The sequence below is a fragment of the Pseudomonas duriflava genome, from assembly GCF_007830155.1.
GTDB classification, from domain to species: Bacteria; Pseudomonadota; Gammaproteobacteria; order Pseudomonadales; family Pseudomonadaceae; genus Chryseomonas; species Chryseomonas duriflava.
This window is the reverse complement of sequence record NZ_VLKY01000015.1, coordinates 39,579-61,059: the sequence shown is the minus strand read 5'-3', so window position 1 is coordinate 61,059 and position 21,481 is coordinate 39,579. Positions and strand designations below refer to the sequence as shown.

At 52.6% G+C, this 21,481-nt stretch carries 15 protein-coding genes and 1 pseudogene; 7 read left to right on the top strand and 9 right to left on the bottom strand.

What is annotated here, in order from left to right; genetic code table 11:
- Positions 1–25 precede the first annotated feature (25 nt).
- From IQ22_RS18870 to IQ22_RS18860, 4 genes and pseudogenes are all read right to left on the bottom strand, one after another.
- Positions 26–727 carry a YebC/PmpR family DNA-binding transcriptional regulator gene (locus IQ22_RS18870; RefSeq protein WP_145144865.1) on the bottom strand — a complete coding sequence of 234 codons (702 nt, stop codon included), beginning with the start codon at positions 725–727 and terminating at the stop codon, positions 26–28.
- A 271-nt stretch (positions 728–998) separates the two neighbouring features.
- Positions 999–1,175 carry a hypothetical protein gene (locus IQ22_RS23365; RefSeq protein ID WP_167654187.1) on the bottom strand — a complete coding sequence of 59 codons (177 nt, stop codon included), beginning with the start codon at positions 1,173–1,175 and terminating at the stop codon, positions 999–1,001.
- Positions 1,176–1,267: 92 nt separating this feature from the next.
- Positions 1,268–1,702 (bottom strand): CBS domain-containing protein, encoded by a 435-nt coding sequence (locus IQ22_RS18865; protein ID WP_145144863.1) that lies wholly within the window; start codon positions 1,700–1,702, stop codon positions 1,268–1,270.
- A gap of 162 nt (positions 1,703–1,864) precedes the next feature.
- Positions 1,865–2,276, bottom strand: a pseudogene (locus IQ22_RS18860) (GFA family protein).
- A 526-nt stretch (positions 2,277–2,802) separates the two neighbouring features.
- Between IQ22_RS18860 and IQ22_RS18855 the strand changes: the two are divergent.
- The 3 genes from IQ22_RS18855 to IQ22_RS18845 all read left to right on the top strand — a co-directional run bounded on the left by IQ22_RS18855 (position 2,803) and on the right by IQ22_RS18845 (position 6,340).
- The gene (locus IQ22_RS18855; protein ID WP_145144861.1) at positions 2,803–4,083 is read left to right on the top strand and encodes a hypothetical protein; all 1,281 of its coding nucleotides are present in this window, start codon (positions 2,803–2,805) and stop codon (positions 4,081–4,083) included.
- 367 nt (positions 4,084–4,450) lie between these two features.
- A complete protein-coding gene (locus tag IQ22_RS18850; protein ID WP_145144858.1) occupies positions 4,451–5,641 on the top strand; it encodes a sugar transporter in 1,191 nt (396 codons plus the stop codon).
- Positions 5,642–5,911: 270 nt separating this feature from the next.
- Positions 5,912–6,340, top strand: a complete 429-nt coding sequence (locus IQ22_RS18845; RefSeq protein WP_145144856.1) for a septal ring lytic transglycosylase RlpA family protein — start codon at positions 5,912–5,914, stop codon at positions 6,338–6,340.
- A gap of 112 nt (positions 6,341–6,452) precedes the next feature.
- Here the strand turns inward: IQ22_RS18845 and IQ22_RS18840 are convergent, their stop codons facing one another.
- Positions 6,453–6,800, bottom strand: coding sequence for a cupin domain-containing protein (locus IQ22_RS18840; RefSeq protein WP_145144854.1), 348 nt, complete (start codon positions 6,798–6,800; stop codon positions 6,453–6,455).
- Between the two features lie 383 nt (positions 6,801–7,183).
- Between IQ22_RS18840 and IQ22_RS18835 the strand changes: the two genes are divergently transcribed.
- The gene (locus IQ22_RS18835) at positions 7,184–11,044 is read left to right on the top strand and encodes a DUF3427 domain-containing protein (RefSeq protein ID WP_208733670.1); all 3,861 of its coding nucleotides are present in this window, start codon (positions 7,184–7,186) and stop codon (positions 11,042–11,044) included.
- A gap of 183 nt (positions 11,045–11,227) precedes the next feature.
- Complete coding sequence (locus IQ22_RS18830) at positions 11,228–11,845, top strand: hypothetical protein (RefSeq protein WP_145144851.1); 618 nt, start codon at positions 11,228–11,230, stop codon at positions 11,843–11,845.
- A 302-nt stretch (positions 11,846–12,147) separates the two neighbouring features.
- On the opposite strand, the gene IQ22_RS18825 is transcribed toward IQ22_RS18830, so the two are convergent.
- From IQ22_RS18825 to IQ22_RS18810, 4 genes are all read right to left on the bottom strand, one after another.
- Positions 12,148–13,392, bottom strand: a complete 1,245-nt coding sequence (locus IQ22_RS18825; RefSeq protein WP_145144849.1) for a ribonucleotide-diphosphate reductase subunit beta — start codon at positions 13,390–13,392, stop codon at positions 12,148–12,150.
- A 296-nt stretch (positions 13,393–13,688) separates the two neighbouring features.
- On the bottom strand, positions 13,689–16,598 hold the full coding sequence (locus IQ22_RS18820) for a ribonucleoside-diphosphate reductase subunit alpha (RefSeq protein WP_145144847.1): 2,910 nt from the start codon (positions 16,596–16,598) through the stop codon (positions 13,689–13,691).
- Positions 16,599–17,377: 779 nt separating this feature from the next.
- On the bottom strand, positions 17,378–17,779 hold the full coding sequence (locus IQ22_RS18815) for a YbaN family protein (RefSeq protein WP_145144845.1): 402 nt from the start codon (positions 17,777–17,779) through the stop codon (positions 17,378–17,380).
- Positions 17,780–17,794: 15 nt separating this feature from the next.
- Positions 17,795–18,379 (bottom strand): UPF0149 family protein, encoded by a 585-nt coding sequence (locus tag IQ22_RS18810; RefSeq protein ID WP_145144843.1) that lies wholly within the window; start codon positions 18,377–18,379, stop codon positions 17,795–17,797.
- Positions 18,380–18,682: 303 nt separating this feature from the next.
- On the opposite strand from IQ22_RS18810, the gene recQ reads away from it, so the two are divergent.
- Positions 18,683–20,818: a DNA helicase RecQ gene (recQ, locus tag IQ22_RS18805; RefSeq protein WP_145144841.1), complete on the top strand. Its 2,136-nt coding sequence runs from the start codon at positions 18,683–18,685 to the stop codon at positions 20,816–20,818.
- Between the two features lie 121 nt (positions 20,819–20,939).
- Positions 20,940–21,383: a MarR family transcriptional regulator gene (locus IQ22_RS18800; RefSeq protein WP_145144840.1), complete on the top strand. Its 444-nt coding sequence runs from the start codon at positions 20,940–20,942 to the stop codon at positions 21,381–21,383.
- The last annotated feature ends 98 nt before the right edge of the window (positions 21,384–21,481 follow it).

Sequence of the window (21,481 nt, the reverse complement as noted above, 5' to 3'; positions counted from 1 at the left end):
TCTCCGGCAAAAAGGTTCTGGTTGTTTAGCCAGCCAGTCCGACATAGACGTTCTGCACATCATCATGCGCATCGAGAGCTTCCAGGAAGGCTTCGACTTCTTCCATTTCGGCCTCGGTCAAGGTAACTGGGTTCTTGGGCCGGTAGCCCAGGTTGGCGGATTGCACTGTAAAGCCCTGATCCGGTAGCGCTTTGCAGACGGCGTCCATGTCTGTAGCGTCGCTCAGAAAGAGTGTAGCGCCGTCTTCGGCAGGTTCGAAATCCTGAGCACCGGCCTCAATAGCTGCAAGCTCCGGGTCCGCCTCGGCAGACGTAGGCGTCGCCTCAACCATGCCCACATAATCAAAGTCCCAACTGACCGAACCGGACGCACCCAATTGGCCTTTGCGGAACAGCACTCGAATTTCCGCCACGGTGCGGTTCACATTATCGGTCAGGCATTCCACGATTACGGGCACGCGATGCGGCGTGAAGCCTTCATAGGTGGTGCGCTCGTAGTTCACCGCTTCACCCAGGAGACCGGCCCCTTTCTTGATGGCGCGCTCAAGGGTTTCGCGGGGCATGGATGCCTTTTTCGCCTGCTCAACTACCAGGCGCAGGCGCGGGTTCATGTCCGGGTCCGGGCCTGAACGCGCAGCAATCATGATTTCCTTGGACAGTTTGCCGAATGCCTTGCCCTTGGCATTTGCCGCCGCTTCTTTATGTTTGGCTTTCCACTGTGCGCCCATGCGTAATCTCGTGATCGAAAAAGAGAGAGGACAAATTCTAGTCCATACAAGGGCATTGGGCGGAGCGAAATCATGCATGGTCGCGCAGTAGAGAGTCTTAGACAGGTCGTCTCGTTACCAAGCGGCAATAGCTATGGATTTTTCAGCATAATGATTATGGGGCACTAAAGCTGCCCGTGTATGGGCAAGCATGATGGAAGGCCTCAAGAGGTACGAGGCGGCGCAAGACTACCGTGCCGCCTCGCAAGTAGCGGAAAAAGAAAGGAGACGCTTAAGCGCCGCCAATTCCTTCAATGACTTTTCCTGTTCCACCACAGGTGTCACAGGCTTGGCCCGCACGCGTACCGCTGCCATGACAGTCCGGGCAGATATTTTCGCCGGTACTGGGTGTGCCAGGCGGTGCATCGTCACCCGGATTCATCGGAGCAGACGTTTCGTTCTCATGCATAGCGAACCTCCCGCGGACAAGGAAAAGCCGAGCTGTAACAGGTGTCGTCTATACAGGACTATCTAGACCGCGCCAAAATTCCAGACCGGGCATCATTCGCCGCGAATGTACTGCTCCAGTTGCTGAATCAGCCCGTCTTTCTCAGCCAGCGTGTCTTTTACGATGTCCCCAATGGACAACAACCCGACCAGGTTTCCATTCTCGATCACGGGCAAATGGCGCAAGTGCCGGTCAGTCATCAGCGTCATGCATTCCAGTACGCTTTGTGCTGGCGTTACGGTAATGACCTCTGTTGTCATAATCTCGCGCACCTGTGTGCCAATAGAAGAGCGCCCTTGCAATACACCTTTACGCGCATAATCCCGCTCGCTCACGATGCCAGCCAGTTGACCCTCTTCTGTAATCAAAAGGGCACCAACATTCTTGTCTGCCATTACACGCAAGGCATCAAGCACAGTGACATCTGGCGTGATGGTATAAACGTCCTGGGTCCGCTTGGAACGCAAAATATCCGCTACTGTTTTCATATTCTCCCTCGTGTTGTTATTAAGTCATTCAACAGGACGTAAAGGGTAATTCAGCTCAAGTAAAGACGACTAAACAGGTTATTTCATCAATCTGATTGAAAACGTGTTATTGCAATCCGGTCAAGTGCATATCTCCCGCTTTATCTGGGTTTAAGGCGGTCCTTAATCGGGCGATGCCTGGGCGAATACTTCTTCGCCTGTCATTGTTTTTGTCTGGTTGGAGAAGCAGTAAAAGGCAGGTTTTTCCTCGATGAATACTTGCAGGTCGAACGTCCAATCATCGTCCTGCAGCAGCCCGACCGGCACGGCATAAAAGCTGCCATCTTTAAGGCGATAAAACAGATGGCTTCCACAAACCGTGCAAAATCCGCGCTCGGCCCAATCGGATGTGCCATACACCTTTACCGAGGTTAAAGCGAGGCGGCATATCGCTATGCACGACTAGCAGCGGCCCGCCACCCCAGGTGCGGCACATGCGGCAATGACAGGCACTGACGCAACGTTCTTGAAGGCTAATCGTCAACTCAACGGCGCCGCAGAGGCACCGACCCTGTTTTTCGAGGCGAGAAGGCATTTTGGGTTTCCTATCGTTAGAGCCAATCAAGACCTTTCAAGCATAGGCGACTCTGATGAAATGTCGTCGCGAGGCCAGAAGGATCAAAAGGGTCTATCAATCCCTCAATGTGGAATCCATGTCTCAGAAAAACACGGTGTGTATCGTCAACTTGCGCTAAACATAAGTGTTGGGACGACATCACCGTACGAATAAGCCAAACGGAAATACTGTAGCGTGAACGGTTGTTCAGCATAGAGGTGCCGCTTGAAGCGTAATTCTCGAGCCGAGCGACGACGTGTTTCCAGTAGGGCTCGCCCCGCGATGCGGCTTTAGTACCACACCTCAATGCTCAATGACGATGCTGTTAATAATCCTGGGAAATCGATTTTCAACTTCGCTTGGTTACTGAAGTCTCAAGCGGCCCATTTTTGCCTATTACGGCACTCGTAGCGGCCAGCTAGGCACGTGTTTCGGCCTTATTCCAACACTGGCGAGCGTAGCATCTTGAACAGATAGACAGTTGCAGGAAGAAGGTGGAGATTTAATGACTCATGTAAGAAAAAACACAGTCTCTTATGCATTGTTAGTAGCAATTTGTATTTTTCAATTTGGCGTATTCGAGCAAAGCAACACCAATCCAATCGGGATCAGATATACCGGTGAGCTGTATCTGGCGATATGCCTGGGGTTTACAACGTTATTCATGCTCAGCACGCCCGGCTTTCGCAGGAATGATTACAATATTGGCCTGGCTTTTTGTTTTTTCTCGGCGTTTACCTTTGTTCTGCTTCCAGCGCTTTTTGCTGAGTTGTTCTACCGCCAGCCACTCTTTTTTGGCCTTATTGAAGAGCGGCGAGTCTTGTACTGTTTCTCCTTTGTGCTGCTGTTGTATTTCAGTAAGCGGGTATCCGCTGCGCAATTTGAAAGCATCGTTCTGGCGGTAGGGCTGCTATCCGTCATCCTGTCCTGGATGTTCTACTTCAAAATGCTGCCGGATCTGCGCGATGAGGTGCTTGATCTCAGCCGTCCGGGACGAGCCTCTCCCGGTGCTGGAGCCATCATCTTTTCCTATTGCTTTTGTGTGTATTTTGCAGGCAAGGGACGATCGCCTATTAACGGCGCACTCAAGTCCAAGCTGCTGTATGCATTCCTCGCATTCGTCTTCCTGGCCACCATCGTGTTCGTGATGCAGACGCGGCAGGTAATTGTGGTATGTGCCGTATTCACCCTGCTGGTCTTGAAGAGCCAATCCATCAAGCCCATCGTATTTGGTAGCCTGATCCTGTTTCCGCTCATGGCAAATCCGCATCTTCTAGAGGCGTTGGGGCTCAACATCGACTTTTACATGAATTCCGTTGAAGAAGGGCCAACGGATGATGTGCGCGGAAATACCATTACTGCCATCATGAATCATCTGGATGAGTACAACTGGGTGCCTAGCGGCAGCCTTAGCCTTATGTGGAATGGTGGTTTCAGGCAGTATTTCAGCAATTACTTTTTTCTTTCGGATGTCGGTGTAATAGGTACCATCTTCCGTTTTGGCTTTTTGGCGTTTGCCATTATTCCTATCGCCTTGTTCATTCATTACAAGGCGGCTATCAAACTTAACTCGAACCTGGATTTCACCCTGGCCGTTTTCCTGGCTTTTCTAACCATATGGCCTTTGCAGGGTATTTTCGAATATCAGGGAACTACTGCGTTTCTGCTGGTGGTTCAGGCCCTGAAAACGCATCACCAAAGAGTTGTGTCCAGCAGGCTGGAAGAGGCGCCTATGATCGGGAGCAGCCGTTACCGGTACGGGTACGTTAAACCATCCTTAGGCTGACATTTTCCATAAGGCGCTTCTTTCTTCGAAGCGCCTGCGGCTTTGCCTGAGCGGTATGCGTAGGACCAACATCAGAAGCGAGTAAAGGTAACTAGCCGAGGAGTCTTATCACTGAGTGCGTGTTGTCGAAGCCATGCATGAGGCGTAAAATTTTACTGCTCAGGCCGTTCCCCTTCTATAAAAACGCTCTTCACTGTCGTCTAACGCCATGATCGTTAAGATCATCGGCGGCGTTTGCCGTGCAAGAGCTTCGCTAGCATGAATTTCTCATCCGCCTATTTTGTCAGAGGTGTCGTTGCATGCTGGCTGTTGTTTCAAGAGCTGCCTTTCTTATCGACACTATCACTTGAGTAATAGACCTGACTTCATGAACACACCTGTTGATGCTCGACCTTCGAGTTGGCTCAGTGTTATTGCATTGGCCTTCGGCGCTTTTATTTTTAATACCACCGAGTTCGTACCGGTCGCGCTGTTGAGCGACATTGGCAAAAGCTTTGACATGCTGCCGTCCCAGGTGGGGTTGATGCTGACCATCTATGCCTGGGTAGTGGCCCTGATGTCGCTGCCAATGATGCTGGTCACACGTAATATCGAGCGCCGTCGGTTGCTTATCATTGTCTTCATTGTGTTCATTGCTAGCCACATCGTGTCAGGGATGGCCTCGAATTTCACGGTGCTGGTGGTCAGCCGAATCGGTATTGCGTTTGCCCATGCCGTGTTTTGGTCCATTACGGCATCCTTGGCTGTTCGTGTGGCCCCAGAGGGCAAACAGACCCAGGCCCTCAGCCTGCTTGCGACGGGCACCTGTCTTGCCATGGTATTGGGCATTCCGCTGGGGCGTGTACTAGGTGAGACGCTAGGTTGGCGAACTACCTTCATGACTATCGCAGGTCTTGCCGTAATCACGGCGATTTGGCTGGCAAAGGCGCTACCTCTACTGCCTAGTCACAATTCAGGCTCTTTGAGCAGCCTGCCTGTGCTGTTCAAGCGTCCTGCGCTGATATGTATCTACGTGCTGACGGTCGTGGTAGTAACCGCTCACTTTACCGGTTATAGCTACATCGAGCCGTTTGCCCAGCAAGTCGCTCACCTGAGCGGCAACATGACCACCGTCCTGCTGCTCCTATTCGGTGGGGCAGGCGTTATAGGCTCCTTCCTGTTCAGCCGGTACAGCATCGAGTACCCCAATGGATTCCTGATTACAGCTATTGCTTGGCTGACGCTCTGCCTGCTGGTACTGCTGCCTTTCGCGCAGCATGTTTATCTCCTGGGAGGGCTGAGCATTCTGTGGGGCGTCGCCATCATGTGCTTTGGGCTTGCCTTGCAGGCTAAGGTTCTGGCTCTTGCCAAGGATGCAACCGACGTGGCCATGGCCTTATTCTCAGGCATCTACAACATCGGTATTGGGGGCGGGGCCTTGCTAGGCAGTGTGGTCGGCACCCATATAGGCTTGTCTTACATTGGGGTAGTAGGCGGTATATTGGCCTTTGCTGGCTTGGCTTTCTGCTATTTCATGACCCTGCGTTTTGCTCAGGCACTCAAAGCCAATCCGCTTTGATATTCCTTTTTGCTGGGGCTCTATTGAGCCCTGGCAATGCGTTTAGCCAGCTCTAATGCATAACTCATGGCCTGCCCTAAAGGCCCTTAGCGTAACCTTGTGCGCTTTAAATATTGAGGCATATACCCAAATTTCATGAGAAATTCATCACGGAATATGATGTTAGGGTGCCATCGTCCTGAACACGAGGGGAGTCCAAAACCTCAAAGCGTTAACACTTACCACTGCTTTGCTTTTTCACCAGGGCTAATAATAAAGAAGGGTATAAGCATGTACGCACAATCAAAGCGCCTTTTGCTTTTTGCTTTTCTGTTATTAGGCTGTGTTGCCTGCCAGGACAAGAAGCCTGAAAGCCCGGCCGCAGACGCTGTCAGCACCGCTAAGAAAGAAACAAAAGCAAAGAAGACGTTCGAGCAAAAGGGTAAGGCTTCGTATTACTCACAGAAATTTCATGGCAGAGAAACCGCCAGCGGCGAGACGTTTAATAACAACATGCTTGTAGCGGCGCACAAAACGCTTCCGCTCGGCTCCAAGGTGCGCGTCACGAACCTTGAGAACAATAAGCAGGTTGTCGTTCGCATCAACGATCGAGGCCCCTTTGTACGTGGGCGCATCATCGACCTCTCACGCGCCGCTGCCAAGCGAGTCGATCTGGTAGAGGATGGCACAGGCCCGGTGAAGATCGAGCGGATCGACTGACAAATAGAGCAAAGCGATACCTGTTGCACTCTGCTCATTAAGCGTACGCATGGAGAGGTATCCCCTCCATGCAATGCCGCATCCAACATCAGAGCGGCAAGGGCCGATATCGTCAGGCAAATACGAAATACTTACGCACCGTCTCGATCACTTCCCAAGTGCCAGTCATGCCGGGCTCGACCACAAAAATATCGCCGGCCTTAAGATGGATCGGCTCCATTCCGTCTGGCGTGATCACGCAATAACCTTCCTGGAAGTGGCAATACTCCCACTTCACGTATTCAACGCGCCATTTCCCAGGTGTGCAAATCCAAGTCCCCATGATCTTGCTACCGTCTTCGGAGGTATAGGCGTTGAGGTTGACAGTATGTGGATCGCCTTCGATGCGCTCCCACTTGCAGGCATCGACCACGGGCATGGGTTGGGTGTTGCGTAGGACGGTGATAGGTTGATTGGCCATGATGACGCTCCGGTTAGAGGGGGTGCCAATCTTGGTGCCGACCCATCTAGCAAGAATGTCCAGAGCCGACATGGAGGTGTTCGTTTGCGCTACGGCAGCCACTGTCGGAAGGTATGTGACGGTAGCGTACCAGAGCAGGCCATGCGGGTTACGCAGTCTGCCAGTTAGGTAACAGGCGAGGGGCAAGGCTAGGAAGGCCACTAGATTCTTCCGGCTTGCCGAAATACCGATGAGAATGTGGCGAGCAATAAACGCCTGGCATGCCTCCGGCGTTGGGTGCAGGAGATGCAGGATGATATACCGAGGATGTATGGTGCCTGGATCTATAAATCTACCTGCTATTGTTAGGGCCGATATCTAGATCGGGTCGCTTGCATAGAGACGTGACATTGAACAGTACGTACGATTATTACCAACAGCATGCTGCACAGTTTTTCGCTGAAACTGCCGAAGTTGATATGCATGAACTACACATGCAATTTCTCGCCAGAATCCCGGCTGGTGGTTACATACTTGATGCTGGCTGTGGCTCTGGGCGAGATGCCAAAGCCTTTCTTCAGCTGGGTTACCAAGTCTCGGCTTTTGATGCTTCGCCGGCGTTAGCGGACCTTGCCAGCGATTATCTAGGGCAACCGGTACAGGTACTTCGTTTCTCTCAGTTTAGTGAAGTCCACGTTTACGATGGAATCTGGGCTTGCGCCAGCTTATTGCATGTTCCACAGATAAAGATGCCCAAAGTGCTAGCCAGTCTCTGGCGGGGACTGAAACCGGGCGGAACCTTCTACTGTAGTTTCAAACTTGGACGGGGCGAGCGGGAGCAGGGTGGACGACGCTTTACAGATGCTGACGAGGAACAACTACGTGAGTGGCTGGCTACTGTGGACGATGTTGCTGACATCAAGATCTGGCATACCCGCGATCAGCGCCCTGGTCGTGATGAGCAATGGATAAACCTGTTGGCTTGCCGCGCTGAGGCACCTAGGCAGCGCCTAGTAACAGGCGGCCAAGATCATTTTCTGCCGCACTTGCTCGCCGCTATCAATAGTGCAAGAAAGATCGATATGGCCGTTGCGTTCGTCATGACGGGCGGGCTGGATCTGCTGATCGATGACCTGCACGTCAAGCTTCAACCCGCAGGTGAGCACGAGGCGGCGTTTATGCCTGCGCGTGTACGTATCCTTACCAGTGATTACTTCGATGTAACGGATGTGGAGGCCCTGCGTCGATTGATGCTGCTGCAGGACGCTGGTGCCGAAGTGCGCGTTTATGAATGCAAAGGACCGCACAGCTTCCATTTGAAGGCATACCTATTCGTGACGCAGGACGACCCGAATAACGTGCACGGTCAGGCTTTTATTGGCTCTAGCAACATCAGCCGTAAGGCATTACGTAATGGCCTAGAGTGGAACTATCGCATCGACTATCCTGGCGATAATGGATTTCTCGAAGCCTGTGACCGCTTCGAAACGTTATTCGCTGATCCACGTTCTAAGCCGCTAACGCACGCCTGGATTGATGCTTATGAGGCGCGGCGCAAGAAGCCGCCTACTCTAGCGCCCATCGGCGTCGAAGAGGAGATCAAGCCACCTCCTACCCCAACATCAATACAAAATGAGGCGTTGGCCGCGCTCGATAAAACCCGTGCAGAAGGCTATCAGCGCGGATTAGTCGTTCTTGCGACCGGTTTAGGCAAAACCTGGCTTGCTGCGTTCGACGCCAGGCAGTTCGGCGCTAAACGTGTGTTGTTTGTGGCGCACCGAGAGGAAATTCTGCACCAAGCAGCCGAAACCTTCGTACGTATTCGTCCCGGTTTACGTGTGGGTTACTACATGGGCCGGCAGCGGGATGTGGAAGTCGAGGTGCTTTGCGCATCGATCCAGACGCTAGGACGTAACGAGCACCTGCAGCGCTTCTCGCCGCGCCATTTCGATTACATCGTAGTGGATGAATTTCACCACGCTGCCGCGCCTACTTACCGGCATTTGCTCAACCATTTCTTACCGGCCTTTTTGCTCGGCCTCACCGCCACTCCAGATCGCACCGATTGTTCAGACATACTCTCGTTATGCGATGACAACTTGGTTTTCCAGACGGATTTATTCCATGGTATCCAGGCGCGTTTGCTCGTGCCGTTCCGCTACTACGGTATCTTCGATGAAGACGTGGACTATCAGTCCATACCTTGGCGCAATGGGCGTTTCGATCCTGAACAACTGGCTAGCCGGCTCGCTACGCTCGGACGGGCCCGTCACGCTTTACGCACGTGGCGTCAGTATGCACAGAAGCGCACATTGGCATTCTGCATCTCCATTCGCCATGCTGAGTTTATGGCCAAGCAGTTTCGCAAGGCGGGCATTCAAGCTGCTGCTATATACGCTGGCTCAGAGCTCGCCCGAGGAGAGGCCCTAGAGCAACTAAGCGATGGTCGCTTGGCGGCAATCTTTTCAGTTGATCTCTTCAACGAAGGCGTCGACTTGCCTGCTATCGACACTGTCATGATGCTAAGGCCAACCGAGTCTAAGATTCTCTTTCTCCAGCAACTAGGTCGAGGATTGCGTCGGGCCGAAGGTAAAGACCATTTGGTGGTGCTGGACTTCATCGGCAACCACCAGAGCTTTTTACACAAACCACAGGCGCTCATGGGGCGGAGTATGACCCATCGGCAGTTAGCCGATTATGCTCGTGCGGCCCAGTCGCAACAGCTGGAACTGCCCGAAGGCTGCTTAGTAAACTATGACTTGCAGCTGATCGACTTCCTCAAGTCGCTGGATGGTGACGGTATTCAAGGTCACTACCTGGCCTTGCGCGAAAGCCTCAATCGCCGACCAACGCTTACTGAGTTCTATCGCGCGGGTGCCAGTCTGCAACAGATGCGCAAGCAGTACGGCAATTGGTTTGCACTAGTAGCAGCCCAAGGCGACCTAGACAGCAAGCAACTTGTAATGGTCGAGACGCATAAGGTCTTCCTGCGTGAGCTGGAAACCACGCCGATGACTAAAAGCTTCAAGATGATCCTGTTGGAAGCTTTCCAAGAGCTGGATGGCTGGCAGCTACCGCCTACCGAAGCGGAGCTGGCCGAACGTTCCTGGACGGTACTGCAGCGCCGCCGCACGTTCTTAAGCGACTTGCCTGGGCTTGTTAACGGTAGCGATCTCGCATGGCTGCGCTATTGGCAAGCCAACCCGATTAATGCCTGGATCGGTGGTAATAAAAGTAAAGCTGATGCTTTCTTTAAAGTAGATGAAGGCCGCTTTCAGCCACGTTTCAGCGTTGTGCCTGATAATCGAGAAACCTTTACCGATCTAGTGCAGGAAGTGCTCGACTGTCGCTTGGCACAATACACGGCTCGTCAGTCTGAAACGTTGGTACCTGTCATCCCAATGCGGAAGGAAGAGCCAGCCGGTACTGAGTTGCCATTCTTCCCTAATCTGAAAATTGCCTGCGGTCACTTCAAAACGGGTCATGCTGATAGCGAGGAGTATCGTCGTATTGGCGAGAGCTTCGGCCGTCTAGACCCGACCCGGCACTTCATCGCTCGCGCGTCCGGTAATTCCATGAATGGAGGTAAACGGCCCATCCTAGATGGAGACTACTTGTTGTTGGAACACATGGACTCAAAGTCAGCAGGCAGTATCACCGGCTCGACCCTCGCTATCGAGCGCCAGGATGGGGCCGGAGATAACCAGTACCTCCTGCGTGTCATCCTCAAGGAAAAGGACGGCAGCTATACATTACGCGCTAACAACCCGGATTATGCTGATATATCGGTAACGGAGGAACTACGCGAACAGCTGCGTACCTTCGCTCGGCTTAAAGCAGTGCTAGATCCGTTGGAAATGGCGATAGGTCAGCGTTTTTTGCGCGAGGATATTCCTGCGCTGTTCAATGTCACGTTTAATCCAGGCAACTGGAATGTTGGTCACGTCGTACTGCCCGAACAGAAGGCTCACGTACTGCTCGTAACGCTGAATAAGCAGGGCAAAGCCGAGGAGCATAAATACCTGGATCATTGGGGCAATCAGCACACTTTTCATTGGCAAAGCCAGAACGCGACCACGCCTCAAAGCAAGAAAGGCAAGGAGCTAATTGAGCACGAACGGCTGGGAATCGCTATTCATCTATTTGTACGGGAGCACAAGCTAGAGGCTGGCAAGGCGGCACCTTTTATTTATTACGGGAAGGTGAAGTACCTGCGGCATGAGGGGAGTGGGCCGATGAGTATGGTGTTTAGCGTAACCAAATAAGCGAAATTTTATACAAAAAATAAAGATGTTTTCCGGTTAACTGTAGCTCAAATAAGCTAGTCCCGTATAGATAAACTAACTACAAACTAGTTAGTTTATCGTTTAAAGTAATGCAGTGTTTTTCGCATGCAGCGTTTCAGTATTTTTTAATCTTTTTGTCTAGTGATCTTGTTTGGAGAGGCTATGTTTAAAAAGATATTCGATAGCGCTGTTTTTCTTGCTTTGACTACGGCATTTTTTTATTGCGTGGGCACAGCCAGCAATCGAGGATACTACTCAGTATTTAGGCTAGACCCGGATGTCTTGGATATAGGGTTCCATAATGTTTTATACACAGGTCTTTTAAATTCATTTGGTATTGTTTTTAAATTTATTACTGTGGTTTCGCTAATTTCCTTCGTTTGGTCGCATGGAGTTTTGCCTAGCTATATAGATCATTTGCGTAAAGGGTATAAATCTCGTCGTAGGTATGTTTTCTGGAAAAGAAAGATACTTGGAAAAAGAGAGGATGTGGCGATAGAGCAAAAGTCAAAAAAGATAACAGGGAAATTTTTTTTTGCTGTGATCGCTATGATCGTGTTTATATCCTTTTTGGCGGCTGTTGAAAGAAACGGAGAAGAAAAGGCTAGAAATATACTCAGTGAAGGACAAAAAGATTCGAGACGTCTCATTACGTTAACGGGTGAATCTGGAAAGTTAATATTTTTGGCTTGCGGTTCTCGTAACTGCGCTGCACTAGATGAAAATACTAAGACAGTCCGGTACTTTAGTCAGGGAAAAGGTTTTTCTTATCCCCTTTAAATTTCTCTATTAAAAATCTTGGATATTAGCTGTCGGCTCATTGAGAAACATTGCTTTATTGTAGAAAGATATCGATTCGTAGGGAGGCGAGCGTTATAGCCTATACAATGAGATGCTCGAATGTTGCTGTCCCGGCCATTTCTAAATGGCCTCTGTTAAACGAAAAATTAATATTTTAAACAGCGGAAAAGAGCTTAATGATTAGTTTTCATAAAAAAGCCCCGCAATAGGCGGGGCTTTTTATTAGTTTGCTTCTAACACCCATAGCGGTGTAAGACCAAATTTACTGGAGCAAGAGGTTGTCAATCCCAGCTCAAAGCCCCACCAGTCTGATACTCAATTACCCGCGTCTCAAAGAAGTTCTTCTCTTTCTTCAAGTCCATGATTTCGCTCATCCACGGGAAGGGGTTAGTAGTACCTGGATACTCTTCCTTCAGGCCGATCTGGGTCAGGCGGCGGTTGGCGATGAACTTTAGATAATCTTCCATCATGGCCGCGTTCATGCCCAGTACGCCGCGGGGCATGGTGTCGCGCGCGTATTCGATTTCGAGCTGAGTGCCCTGGAGAATCATCTGGGTGGCTTCGTCCTTCATTTGGGCATCCCACAGGTGCGGGTTCTCGATCTTGATCTGGTTGATCATGTCGATGCCAAAGTTCAGGTGCATGGACTCGTCACGCAGAATGTATTGGAACTGCTCGGCAGTACCGGTCATCTTGTTACGACGGCCCATGGAAAGGATCTGGGTGAAACCGCAGTAGAAGAAGATACCTTCCAGTACGCAGTAGTACGCGATCAGGTTCTTGAGGAACTGACGATCCGTCTCGGGTGTGCCGGTCTTGAATTCTGGGTCGGAGATGGAGCGGGTGTACTTGAGGCCCCAGGACGCTTTCTTCGCGACTGACGGAATCTCGTGGTACATGTTGAAGATTTCGCCTTCGTCCATGCCCAGGGATTCGATGCAGTACTGGTACGCGTGGGTGTGGATCGCCTCTTCGAATGCCTGGCGCAGGATGTACTGGCGGCACTCGGGGTTGGTGATCAGGCGGTACACGGCCAGCACAAGGTTGTTGGCAACCAGGGAGTCGGCCGTGGAGAAGAAGCCCAGATTACGCTTAACGATACGGCGCTCGTCTTCAGAAAGGCCGTCAGCGCTCTTCCACAGGGCGATGTCCCCAGTCATGTTGACTTCCTGCGGCATCCAGTGGTTGGCGCAGCCATCCAGGTACTTCTGCCAGGCCCAGTCGTACTTGAAGGGTACAAGTTGGTTCAGGTCGGCGCGGGCGTTGATCATCTGCTTGTCGCCAACTTGTACGCGGGCAGCGGAGCCTTCCAGATCATCCAGGCCTTCCTGAATATCAAGCTCGTTCAACGCAGCCTTGGCGCGAGCAACGGCATCGGAGTCGCCAGCTTCCACGGCACGGGCTTCATGGGCAGCAGCACCGCCTACGCTGTCCAGCTTTTCTAAAGGCATGTCGTTGCCTTGCTGCGCAGCGGAAGGTGTGGTGGTTACTTCGTCGTCTTTCTCGAATTCGTCCCAGCTCAGCATGGTGTGTTCTCCTGCATGAGGACCGGCTACTTGGCCGATCAGTAAATCTATATGTTCTTTGAGTGCACAAAGGGCACAGTGTTTGATTGGGCGTTACCTGCCGGGCCAGCCGTTTGTGGTTTTGCCCGAATCACGCCGGATCTGCCAAGAGGAGCCCCTGAAATCATGCTCAAGGCAGCGCCAGGCCAATCGGTCTTTGAAGCCGATCTTTCAGTACTTGTTGTGTTGGGTATAGCGCTCGGGGAGGGCGGTAAACCCGTCCCCGAGCCCTCTCCGAAGAGAGGGCTTATGGCTTATTACTGGCAGGCTTCGCAGTCGGGGTCGTCGATGCTGCATGCCTTGGGTACCGGAGCCGGCGCAGGTGCCGCTTGAGCTTTCTGGGCTGGTGCTGGAGCCGCACTGGCCTGTACGCCGGTAATCGGGTCTGCGCTCACGGCATTCAGCTTGCCGGTGTTAATGGTGGACTTCTCGGTACTGGTAGCGGCCAGGGCACGGAGGTAGTAGGTAGTCTTCAGACCACGGAACCACGCCATGCGGTAGGTCACGTCCAGCTTCTTGCCCGAGGCGCCAGCGATGTAGAGGTTCAGGGACTGCGCCTGATCGATCCACTTCTGGCGGCGACTTGCTGCTTCCACGATCCACTTGGTTTCAACTTCGAATGCGGTCGCGTACAGGTCCTTCAGGTCTTGCGGGATACGCTCGATCTGCTGGACGGAACCGTCGTAGTACTTCAGGTCGTTGACCATGACTGGGTCCCACAGGCCGCGGGCTTTGAGGTCGCGAACCAGGTAGGGGTTGATCACGGTGAACTCGCCCGACAGGTTCGACTTCACGTACAGGTTCTGGTACGTCGGCTCGATGGACTGCGATACGCCGGTAATGTTGGCAATAGTTGCAGTTGGCGCGATGGCCATGATGTTCGAGTTACGAATACCTTTCTTTACGCGCTCGCGGATCGGAGCCCAGTCCAGTGTCTCGGACAGGTCAACTTCGATGTACTTGGAGCCACGCTCTTCGATCAGCATCTTTTCAGAGTCAATCGGCAGGATGCCTTTGGACCACAGCGAGCCTTCGAATGTCTCGTAGCTGCCACGCTCGTCCGCCAAGTCACAGGAAGCCTGGATAGCGAAGTAGCTGATCGCTTCCATGGACTTGTCGGCGAACTCAACGGCTGCATCCGAACCATAGGCAATGTGCTGGAGGTACAGCGCATCTTGGAAGCCCATGATGCCCATGCCTACCGGACGATGCTTCAGGTTAGAGTTACGTGCCTGCGGTACCGAGTAGTAGTTGATGTCGATAACGTTATCGAGCATGCGCACAGCGGTCTTCACAGTGCGGCCAATCTTCTCGATGTTCAGCTTGCCGTCAACAATATGGTTCACCAGGTTGATCGAACCCAGGTTACATACAGCGATTTCGTCCTTGTTGGTATTCAAGGTGATCTCGGTGCACAGGTTGGAGCTATGAACCACGCCTACGTGCTGCTGCGGGCTACGCAGGTTGCATGGGTCCTTGAAGGTCAACCACGGATGGCCGGTTTCGAACAGCATGGACAGCATCTTGCGCCATAGATCTTTGGCCTTGATGGTCTTGTGCAGCTTGATCTTGCCGTATTCGATCAGGGCCTCGTAGTACTCATAACGCTCTTCGAAGGCCTTGCCATACAGGTCGTGCAGATCCGGTACGTCGGACGGGGAGAACAGGGTCCAGTTGCCATCGTCGAATACGCGCTTCATGAACAGGTCCGGAATCCAGTTCGCTGTATTCATGTCATGCGTACGGCGACGGTCGTCACCGGTGTTCTTGCGCAGCTCAAGGAATTCTTCGATATCCAGGTGCCAGGTTTCCAGGTAGGCACAGACGGCGCCCTTACGCTTGCCACCCTGGTTTACGGCCACAGCAGTGTCGTTGACTACTTTTAGGAAAGGTACGACGCCCTGGGACTTGCCATTGGTGCCCTTGATATAGGAGCCCAGTGCACGCACTGGTGTCCAGTCGTTACCCAGACCGCCTGCGAACTTGGACAGCATGGCGTTATCGTGAATAGCGCCGTAGATGCCTGACAGGTCATCCGGAACGGTGGTCAGGTAGCAGCTGGAAAGCTGTGGACGCAGGGTGCCGGCGTTGAACAGGGTCGGGGTAGATGCCATGTAGTCAAAGCTGGACAGCAGATTGTAGAACTCGATAGCACGGGCTTCTTTGTCTGCTTCCATGTGAGACAGGCCCATGGCGACGCGCATGAAGAACAGCTGCGGCAGCTCAAATCGGGTGCCGTTGCTGTGCAGAAAGTAGCGGTCGTACAGGGTCTGCAGGCCTAGATAAGTGAACTGGCCGTCACGCTCGTGGTTGATCGCCTTGCCCAGCTTTTCCAGGTCGAAGGTCGCCAGTTTCGGGTCCAGCAGCTCCAGCTCTATGCCTTTGGCCACGTAAGCGGGTAGGGCCTTGGCGTATAGGTCGGCCATCTCATGGTGAGTGGCGCTTTCTGCAACGTTCAGGAAGGACAGGCCTTCAGCACGCAGGCTGTCGAGCAACAGGCGGGCTGTAACGAAGGAGTAGTTCGGCTCACGCTCAACCAGAGTACGCGCCGTCATGACCAGAGCGGTATTAACGTCCTTTTCGGCTACGCCGTCGTACAGGTTCTTGAGTGTTTCGCGCTGGATCAGCTCGCCGTTAACTTCGGCCAAGCCTTCACAGGCTTCGGAGATGATGGTGTTCAGACGCCCCATGTCCAGCGGCAACAGAGTACCGTCGGCCTTGGTGACGCGAATGCTTGGATGCGGCTCGGCAACTTCAGCAGTTGCACGCTTGCGCTCCTGGCTACGAGCTTCGCGATAGATCACATAGTCACGGGCAACCTTTTGCTCTCCCGCGCGCATCAGCGCCAATTCGACCTGATCTTGAATCTCTTCGATGTGAATAGTGCCGCCAGACGGCATACGGCGCTTGAACGTTGCAGTAACCTGCTCGGTCAGGCGCTTTACGGTGTTGTGGATACGTGAAGAGGCCGCAGCAGTACCGCCTTCGACGGCCAGGAAGGCCTTGGTGATCGCAACAGTGATCTTATCGTCGGTGTATGGAACGACAGTGCCGTTACGTTTGATAACACGCAGTTGGCCAGGGGCAGTGGCCTTGACGTCCAGGTTATTGTCGTCGGCTGGGAAGCCGTCGGTCGTTGCTTTCTCGCGGGACAGATCAGTCTGCATGCGGGTTCGTCTCCTAACGTTATCAGTCTGATGGACCTGTACTTCTGGTCCTATCTAAGCGTTTTGCAAAACGGCAGCCGGATGGGCTTTGCAAAACGCTCATGGTTGTGCCCAGCGGGTGGCTTGGCACGGTAAAGAGCAAAGAGCCTGGAAGCCTTATGAGCAGGCCCAAATAGTGAGTGACATTAGCAGGAGGCCTACCACAGTATGTTGTGGTTAGAGATAGGCTTGACTTCGGAAGGGAAATACAGTGTGGCAGGATTCCGAAGCTGCGTTAATCGTCACTGAAAAAGAGCTTCGACCAACCGGTGCCTTACGGCATTAAGACTTGACAATACGACGGTTCTCTTGTGTCCGGTTGTTCGATGAACCCCAACATATAGGGATATTCATTGAGGCGGGGTACAAGATAATGCGCTATCTGCCACTTTGCAAGGTGATAAGACACTGGAGCCTGTGGATAAAAAGGTGGGTAATTTTGGGATATGTTGACGCAAGTCGCACAGGCTCTGAGGTTTGCCATCAGTCGCGTTTTTGGCATCTTTTTTTAAGAGCAGATGAAAGGAATTTTGTTTACACCATAACACTATATGTAGTGGTCGCTTTATGACGGGATGCGATAGCAGTAGAGCAACCAAAGCGCAATAGTTGATAGGAATATAATTGCTATGGGTGCATGGTAAGCGGCTCTATGAGGGCTGGTTTTCTCTGTGAGTCGAGTTGCTCGCTAGCTTAAAGCGAACTTGGAAGATTACGTATCGTAAAGCCTAAAATCGCCGCTATGGTTGGGAGCGGGTTTTTTGCTTGAGGATGTAGATGCTTACGCATAGGGAGCAAATCACCATGAGCAGGCGCGCCCAGAAGTACGGAATCAGCCAGCAGGAAATACCAATACTGATCCACATGCTAGTAATAGCGTAGATTTTTCCTTGAAGCGGTATGCCTTCGCCTTCCAGGTAATCTTTGATCAAGGGGCCAAGGCGAGGATGATTGACCAGCCAGTTATAAAACCGCCTCGAACTACGCATAAAGCAAGCAGCCGCTAGCAATAGAAAAGGCGTAGTCGGCAAGATTGGTAAAAAGATGCCGATTACGCCAAGTGCAATGCTAAGCCATCCCAGCGCCAGCAAGCTGTAGCGAACCCAGGGTCGCCTGCTGACGCGTATGTCCTGTTCGGGCATGCGGTGTTGAAGGTCTTAGTGACGAGGCTTTAGCAGCGCAGGCTTTTCTTCCGGAGCATGACAGAGGAGGAACAGTTGGGTCAGCACTTCGGGAATCTGAGAAATCATGCTGTCTACCAAGTCAGGGTCAGCGGCGATATCGCTAAACTCTGGCTGCTCTTCGAAGAGGCCAGAGCCCACCATAATCGGCAGGAGTAATTCGCTGACTTCTTCCTCGGCCTGCTCGAACCAGATCGATTCGCGTAGAAAAACACCTTCCATGAAGCCAATGCACCAGCCGCGCAGGTCGGAGTCATCGGGCTCCTCACCTAGATCCAGATCGCACGGGAGCTCAAGTTCTTCATCGCTACCGAGTACACGAAGAATATGCATCTTGAGCTGGATAAGCGTGGACTCGATTTCCTCACGCTGGGCATCATTCTGGTAATGCGGTGGTTCGGCAAAAAGGGCATCGATCCACTCGCGCTCGGGCACGTTTACCGGGCAAATGGCCAGTGCAGTCAGATAACCATGCGCTGCGATGTAGTCGAGCGCTTCTTCATGCAGATCGTCCGCATCTAGAAACACACGCAGGCGGGACAGTTGTTCAGCGAAGGACATCGGCTACTACCTCGGAAAACGGGCTGGATATACGATAAAGGCAGTCGCATGACGATGATGTTCCCGCAAACACTGAATTCTGAGCTATTCACTTTGTGAATTTCTCGTGCGTTTGCCAGATGTCACGTTCTGCAACTGCCTCAACGCAACGGATTGTAGACGAGCTGTCGCCTCGCGGCAAAAGCGATCTCATCAATAATGCAGTTCTCACTGATTTAATCGAACGATTGCGAAGGTTGCATGACGGATAACCGGGCGTTTCTTGTTAGTGCCCGTATAATGCGCCCATTAGTGGGAGGCCTCATGATCGATCAAGCATTACGTATCCTTAAAGACGTCTTTGGTTATGACGCGTTTCGTGGCAATCAGGCCCGAATCATCGAGCGCGTCGCCAGCGGTGGGGATGCGCTCGTGCTTATGCCTACGGGTGGTGGCAAATCTTTGTGTTATCAGGTGCCAGCGTTGCTTCGCGAGGGACTGACGGTGGTGGTATCGCCCCTGATTGCCTTGATGGAGGATCAGGTTGCCACTTTGGAAGAATTAGGTGTCCCCGCCGCGGCCCTGAATTCGACGATATCGCCCGAGGCGCAGCGCGATATCGCCTATCGCCTCGAACAAGGCGAGATCAGGTTGCTGTATTTAGCGCCGGAGCGTCTTGTGCAGCCGCGCATGTTGTCTTTTCTGCAACGTTTGAACAAAGTAGCGCTGTTTGCTATCGACGAAGCCCATTGCGTATCTCAATGGGGGCATGATTTTCGGCCTGAATATCTTCAGCTTGGCCAGTTGGCTGAATTGTTTCCCGAGGTGCCGCGAATCGCCCTGACGGCCACGGCGGACATGCGCACTCGTGAGGAGATTGTTCAACGGCTATATCTGCAGGATGCAGAGCAATTTCTCTCCAGTTTCGACCGGCCCAATATCTTTTATCGCATCGTACCTAAGGAGCAGCCACGCAAGCAGCTGCTGGCCTTCCTGGCACAGCATCGTGGTGATGCAGGCATTGTGTATTGCATGTCGCGTAAGAAAGTGGAGGAGGTTGCTGATTACTTAAGTAGTCAAGGCTTTCCTGCATTGCCTTATCACGCTGGGCTGTCCAATGAGTTGCGTGCCTTCAATCAGAAGCGCTTTCTCAATGAGGAAGGCTTGATTATGGTCGCCACGATTGCGTTCGGTATGGGCATTGATAAACCTAACGTACGCTTCGTTGCACACTTGGACTTGCCCAAAAGCCTGGAAGCCTATTACCAGGAGACCGGGCGTGCTGGGCGTGACGGGTTGCCATCAGACGCGTGGATGGCGTATGGGTTGCAGGATGTATTGCTGCTGCGCCAGATGATGCAGAGCTCTGAAGGTGATGAGCGCCACAAGCGGGTCGAGCGGCATAAGCTGGAAGCTATGCTGGCTTTGTGTGAAGAAATCCGCTGCCGTCGTCAGGTTCTATTGGCTTATTTTGATGAGGAACTGCCTGAGCCCTGCGGCCATTGTGATAACTGTGTTGATGGTGTCGAAACGTGGGACGCAACCGAGCCAGCCCGCCAAGCCCTTTCAGCAATCTATCGGAGTGGCCAGCGTTATGGGGTAGGCCATCTGATAGACATCCTGTTGGGCCGGGAGAACGATAAGATCCGTAGCCTTGGGCATCAGCGTTTGGCTGTGTTCGGGCTAGGAAAGGCGCGGACTGAAGACGAGTGGCGCACGCTGTTTCGCCAGTTGGTGGCGCGTGGCTTGGCCGATGTGGATCTAGATGGCTTTGGCGGTCTGCGTTTGACTGAGGCCTGCCGGCCTTTACTTAGAGGTGAAGTGCGTATAGAACTACGGCGCGATGCCAAGCCTCAGCGGGCCCGAGGAAGCAGCGCCGGGCCTAGTGCGGCCAGTCAACTGGTGCGAGCCGAGGAGCGCCAGCAGTGGGAGTCTTTGCGGGCCTTGCGCCGTCAATTGGCGGAAGAGCATGGGGTGCCGCCTTATGTGATTTTTCCCGATGCAACATTACTGGAGATGCTTCGGGGGCAGCCGCGTACGTTGCAAGAGATGTCGCGTATCAGCGGCATAGGCGCTCGTAAGCTAGAGCGTTACGGACAGGCCTTCTTGGATGTGTTGAATGATGCACCGACTGCACCGGAGCCTGTTGCCGATATGCGTCATGAGGTCGTTACTCTAGTGCGAGCTGGTATGACGCCTGCACAAATCGCTCGTCAGCTATCGTGCTCTGAAAAAAATGTTTACAGCATGTTGGCGGAAGCTATAGGTAAACAACAAGTTTCCTTGGAGCAGGCTCTGGAGCTTCCAGAGGACTTGTTGGGCGAGATTCAAGACGCTTTTCTAGAAGAAGACGGAGCATTACCGCCCGCTGCAGCATTAAGTGGCCGATTTTCCGGTCAGGTGCCTGAGGGCGTTTTGTATTGTGTGCGTGCTGCACTGATGGCAGAGCTTGCGGAGTAGCGAATCTTGAGCGACGCAAGCGGTCCTTTCTAGTACTGTTGACAGGTCACTGTCGTATCTGGATTGATGGCAGTTGAATGGCTACACAACAATAACTGTCAAAATCATAAGGTCATGTTCCATGGCACAAACCGATCCTCATCTTTTTGGTCGACAGATTCTGCACATATCCCGTGCTTGGCGGGCTGAGCTGGATCGTCGATTGAGTCATCTTGGTCTTTCACAGGCCCGTTGGCAGGTTCTGCTAACGTTGGCTCGTATGGGCGAGCAGCATCCTACTCAGCGAGAGCTGGCACAAAGCGTTAGCGTAGAAGGACCTACCTTGGCCCGTCTGTTGGATGGGCTGGAGGCCCAGAAGCTGGTAAAGCGTGTTGCCGTAAGTGAGGATCGGCGTGCCAAGCGCATTATGCTAACGCCTGCAGCGGGGCCGTTAATTGAAAAGATCCAGACGATTGCCGATGCGCTACGTGAAGAGCTGCTTTCAGGTATTGATGAATCAGCTATCGATATCTGCCAGCAGGTTCACCAGCAAGTGCTGGTTAATCTGGAAAAGCGCAGCCATTGATCGGATGAAAAGCGGCTCTGTTAGGAGTCGCTTCGATTTGTTTGTTCCTCTTGGTTTTCAGTGCTACTTTTTGTCTGAAATGCGAGATTTGTCTCTTT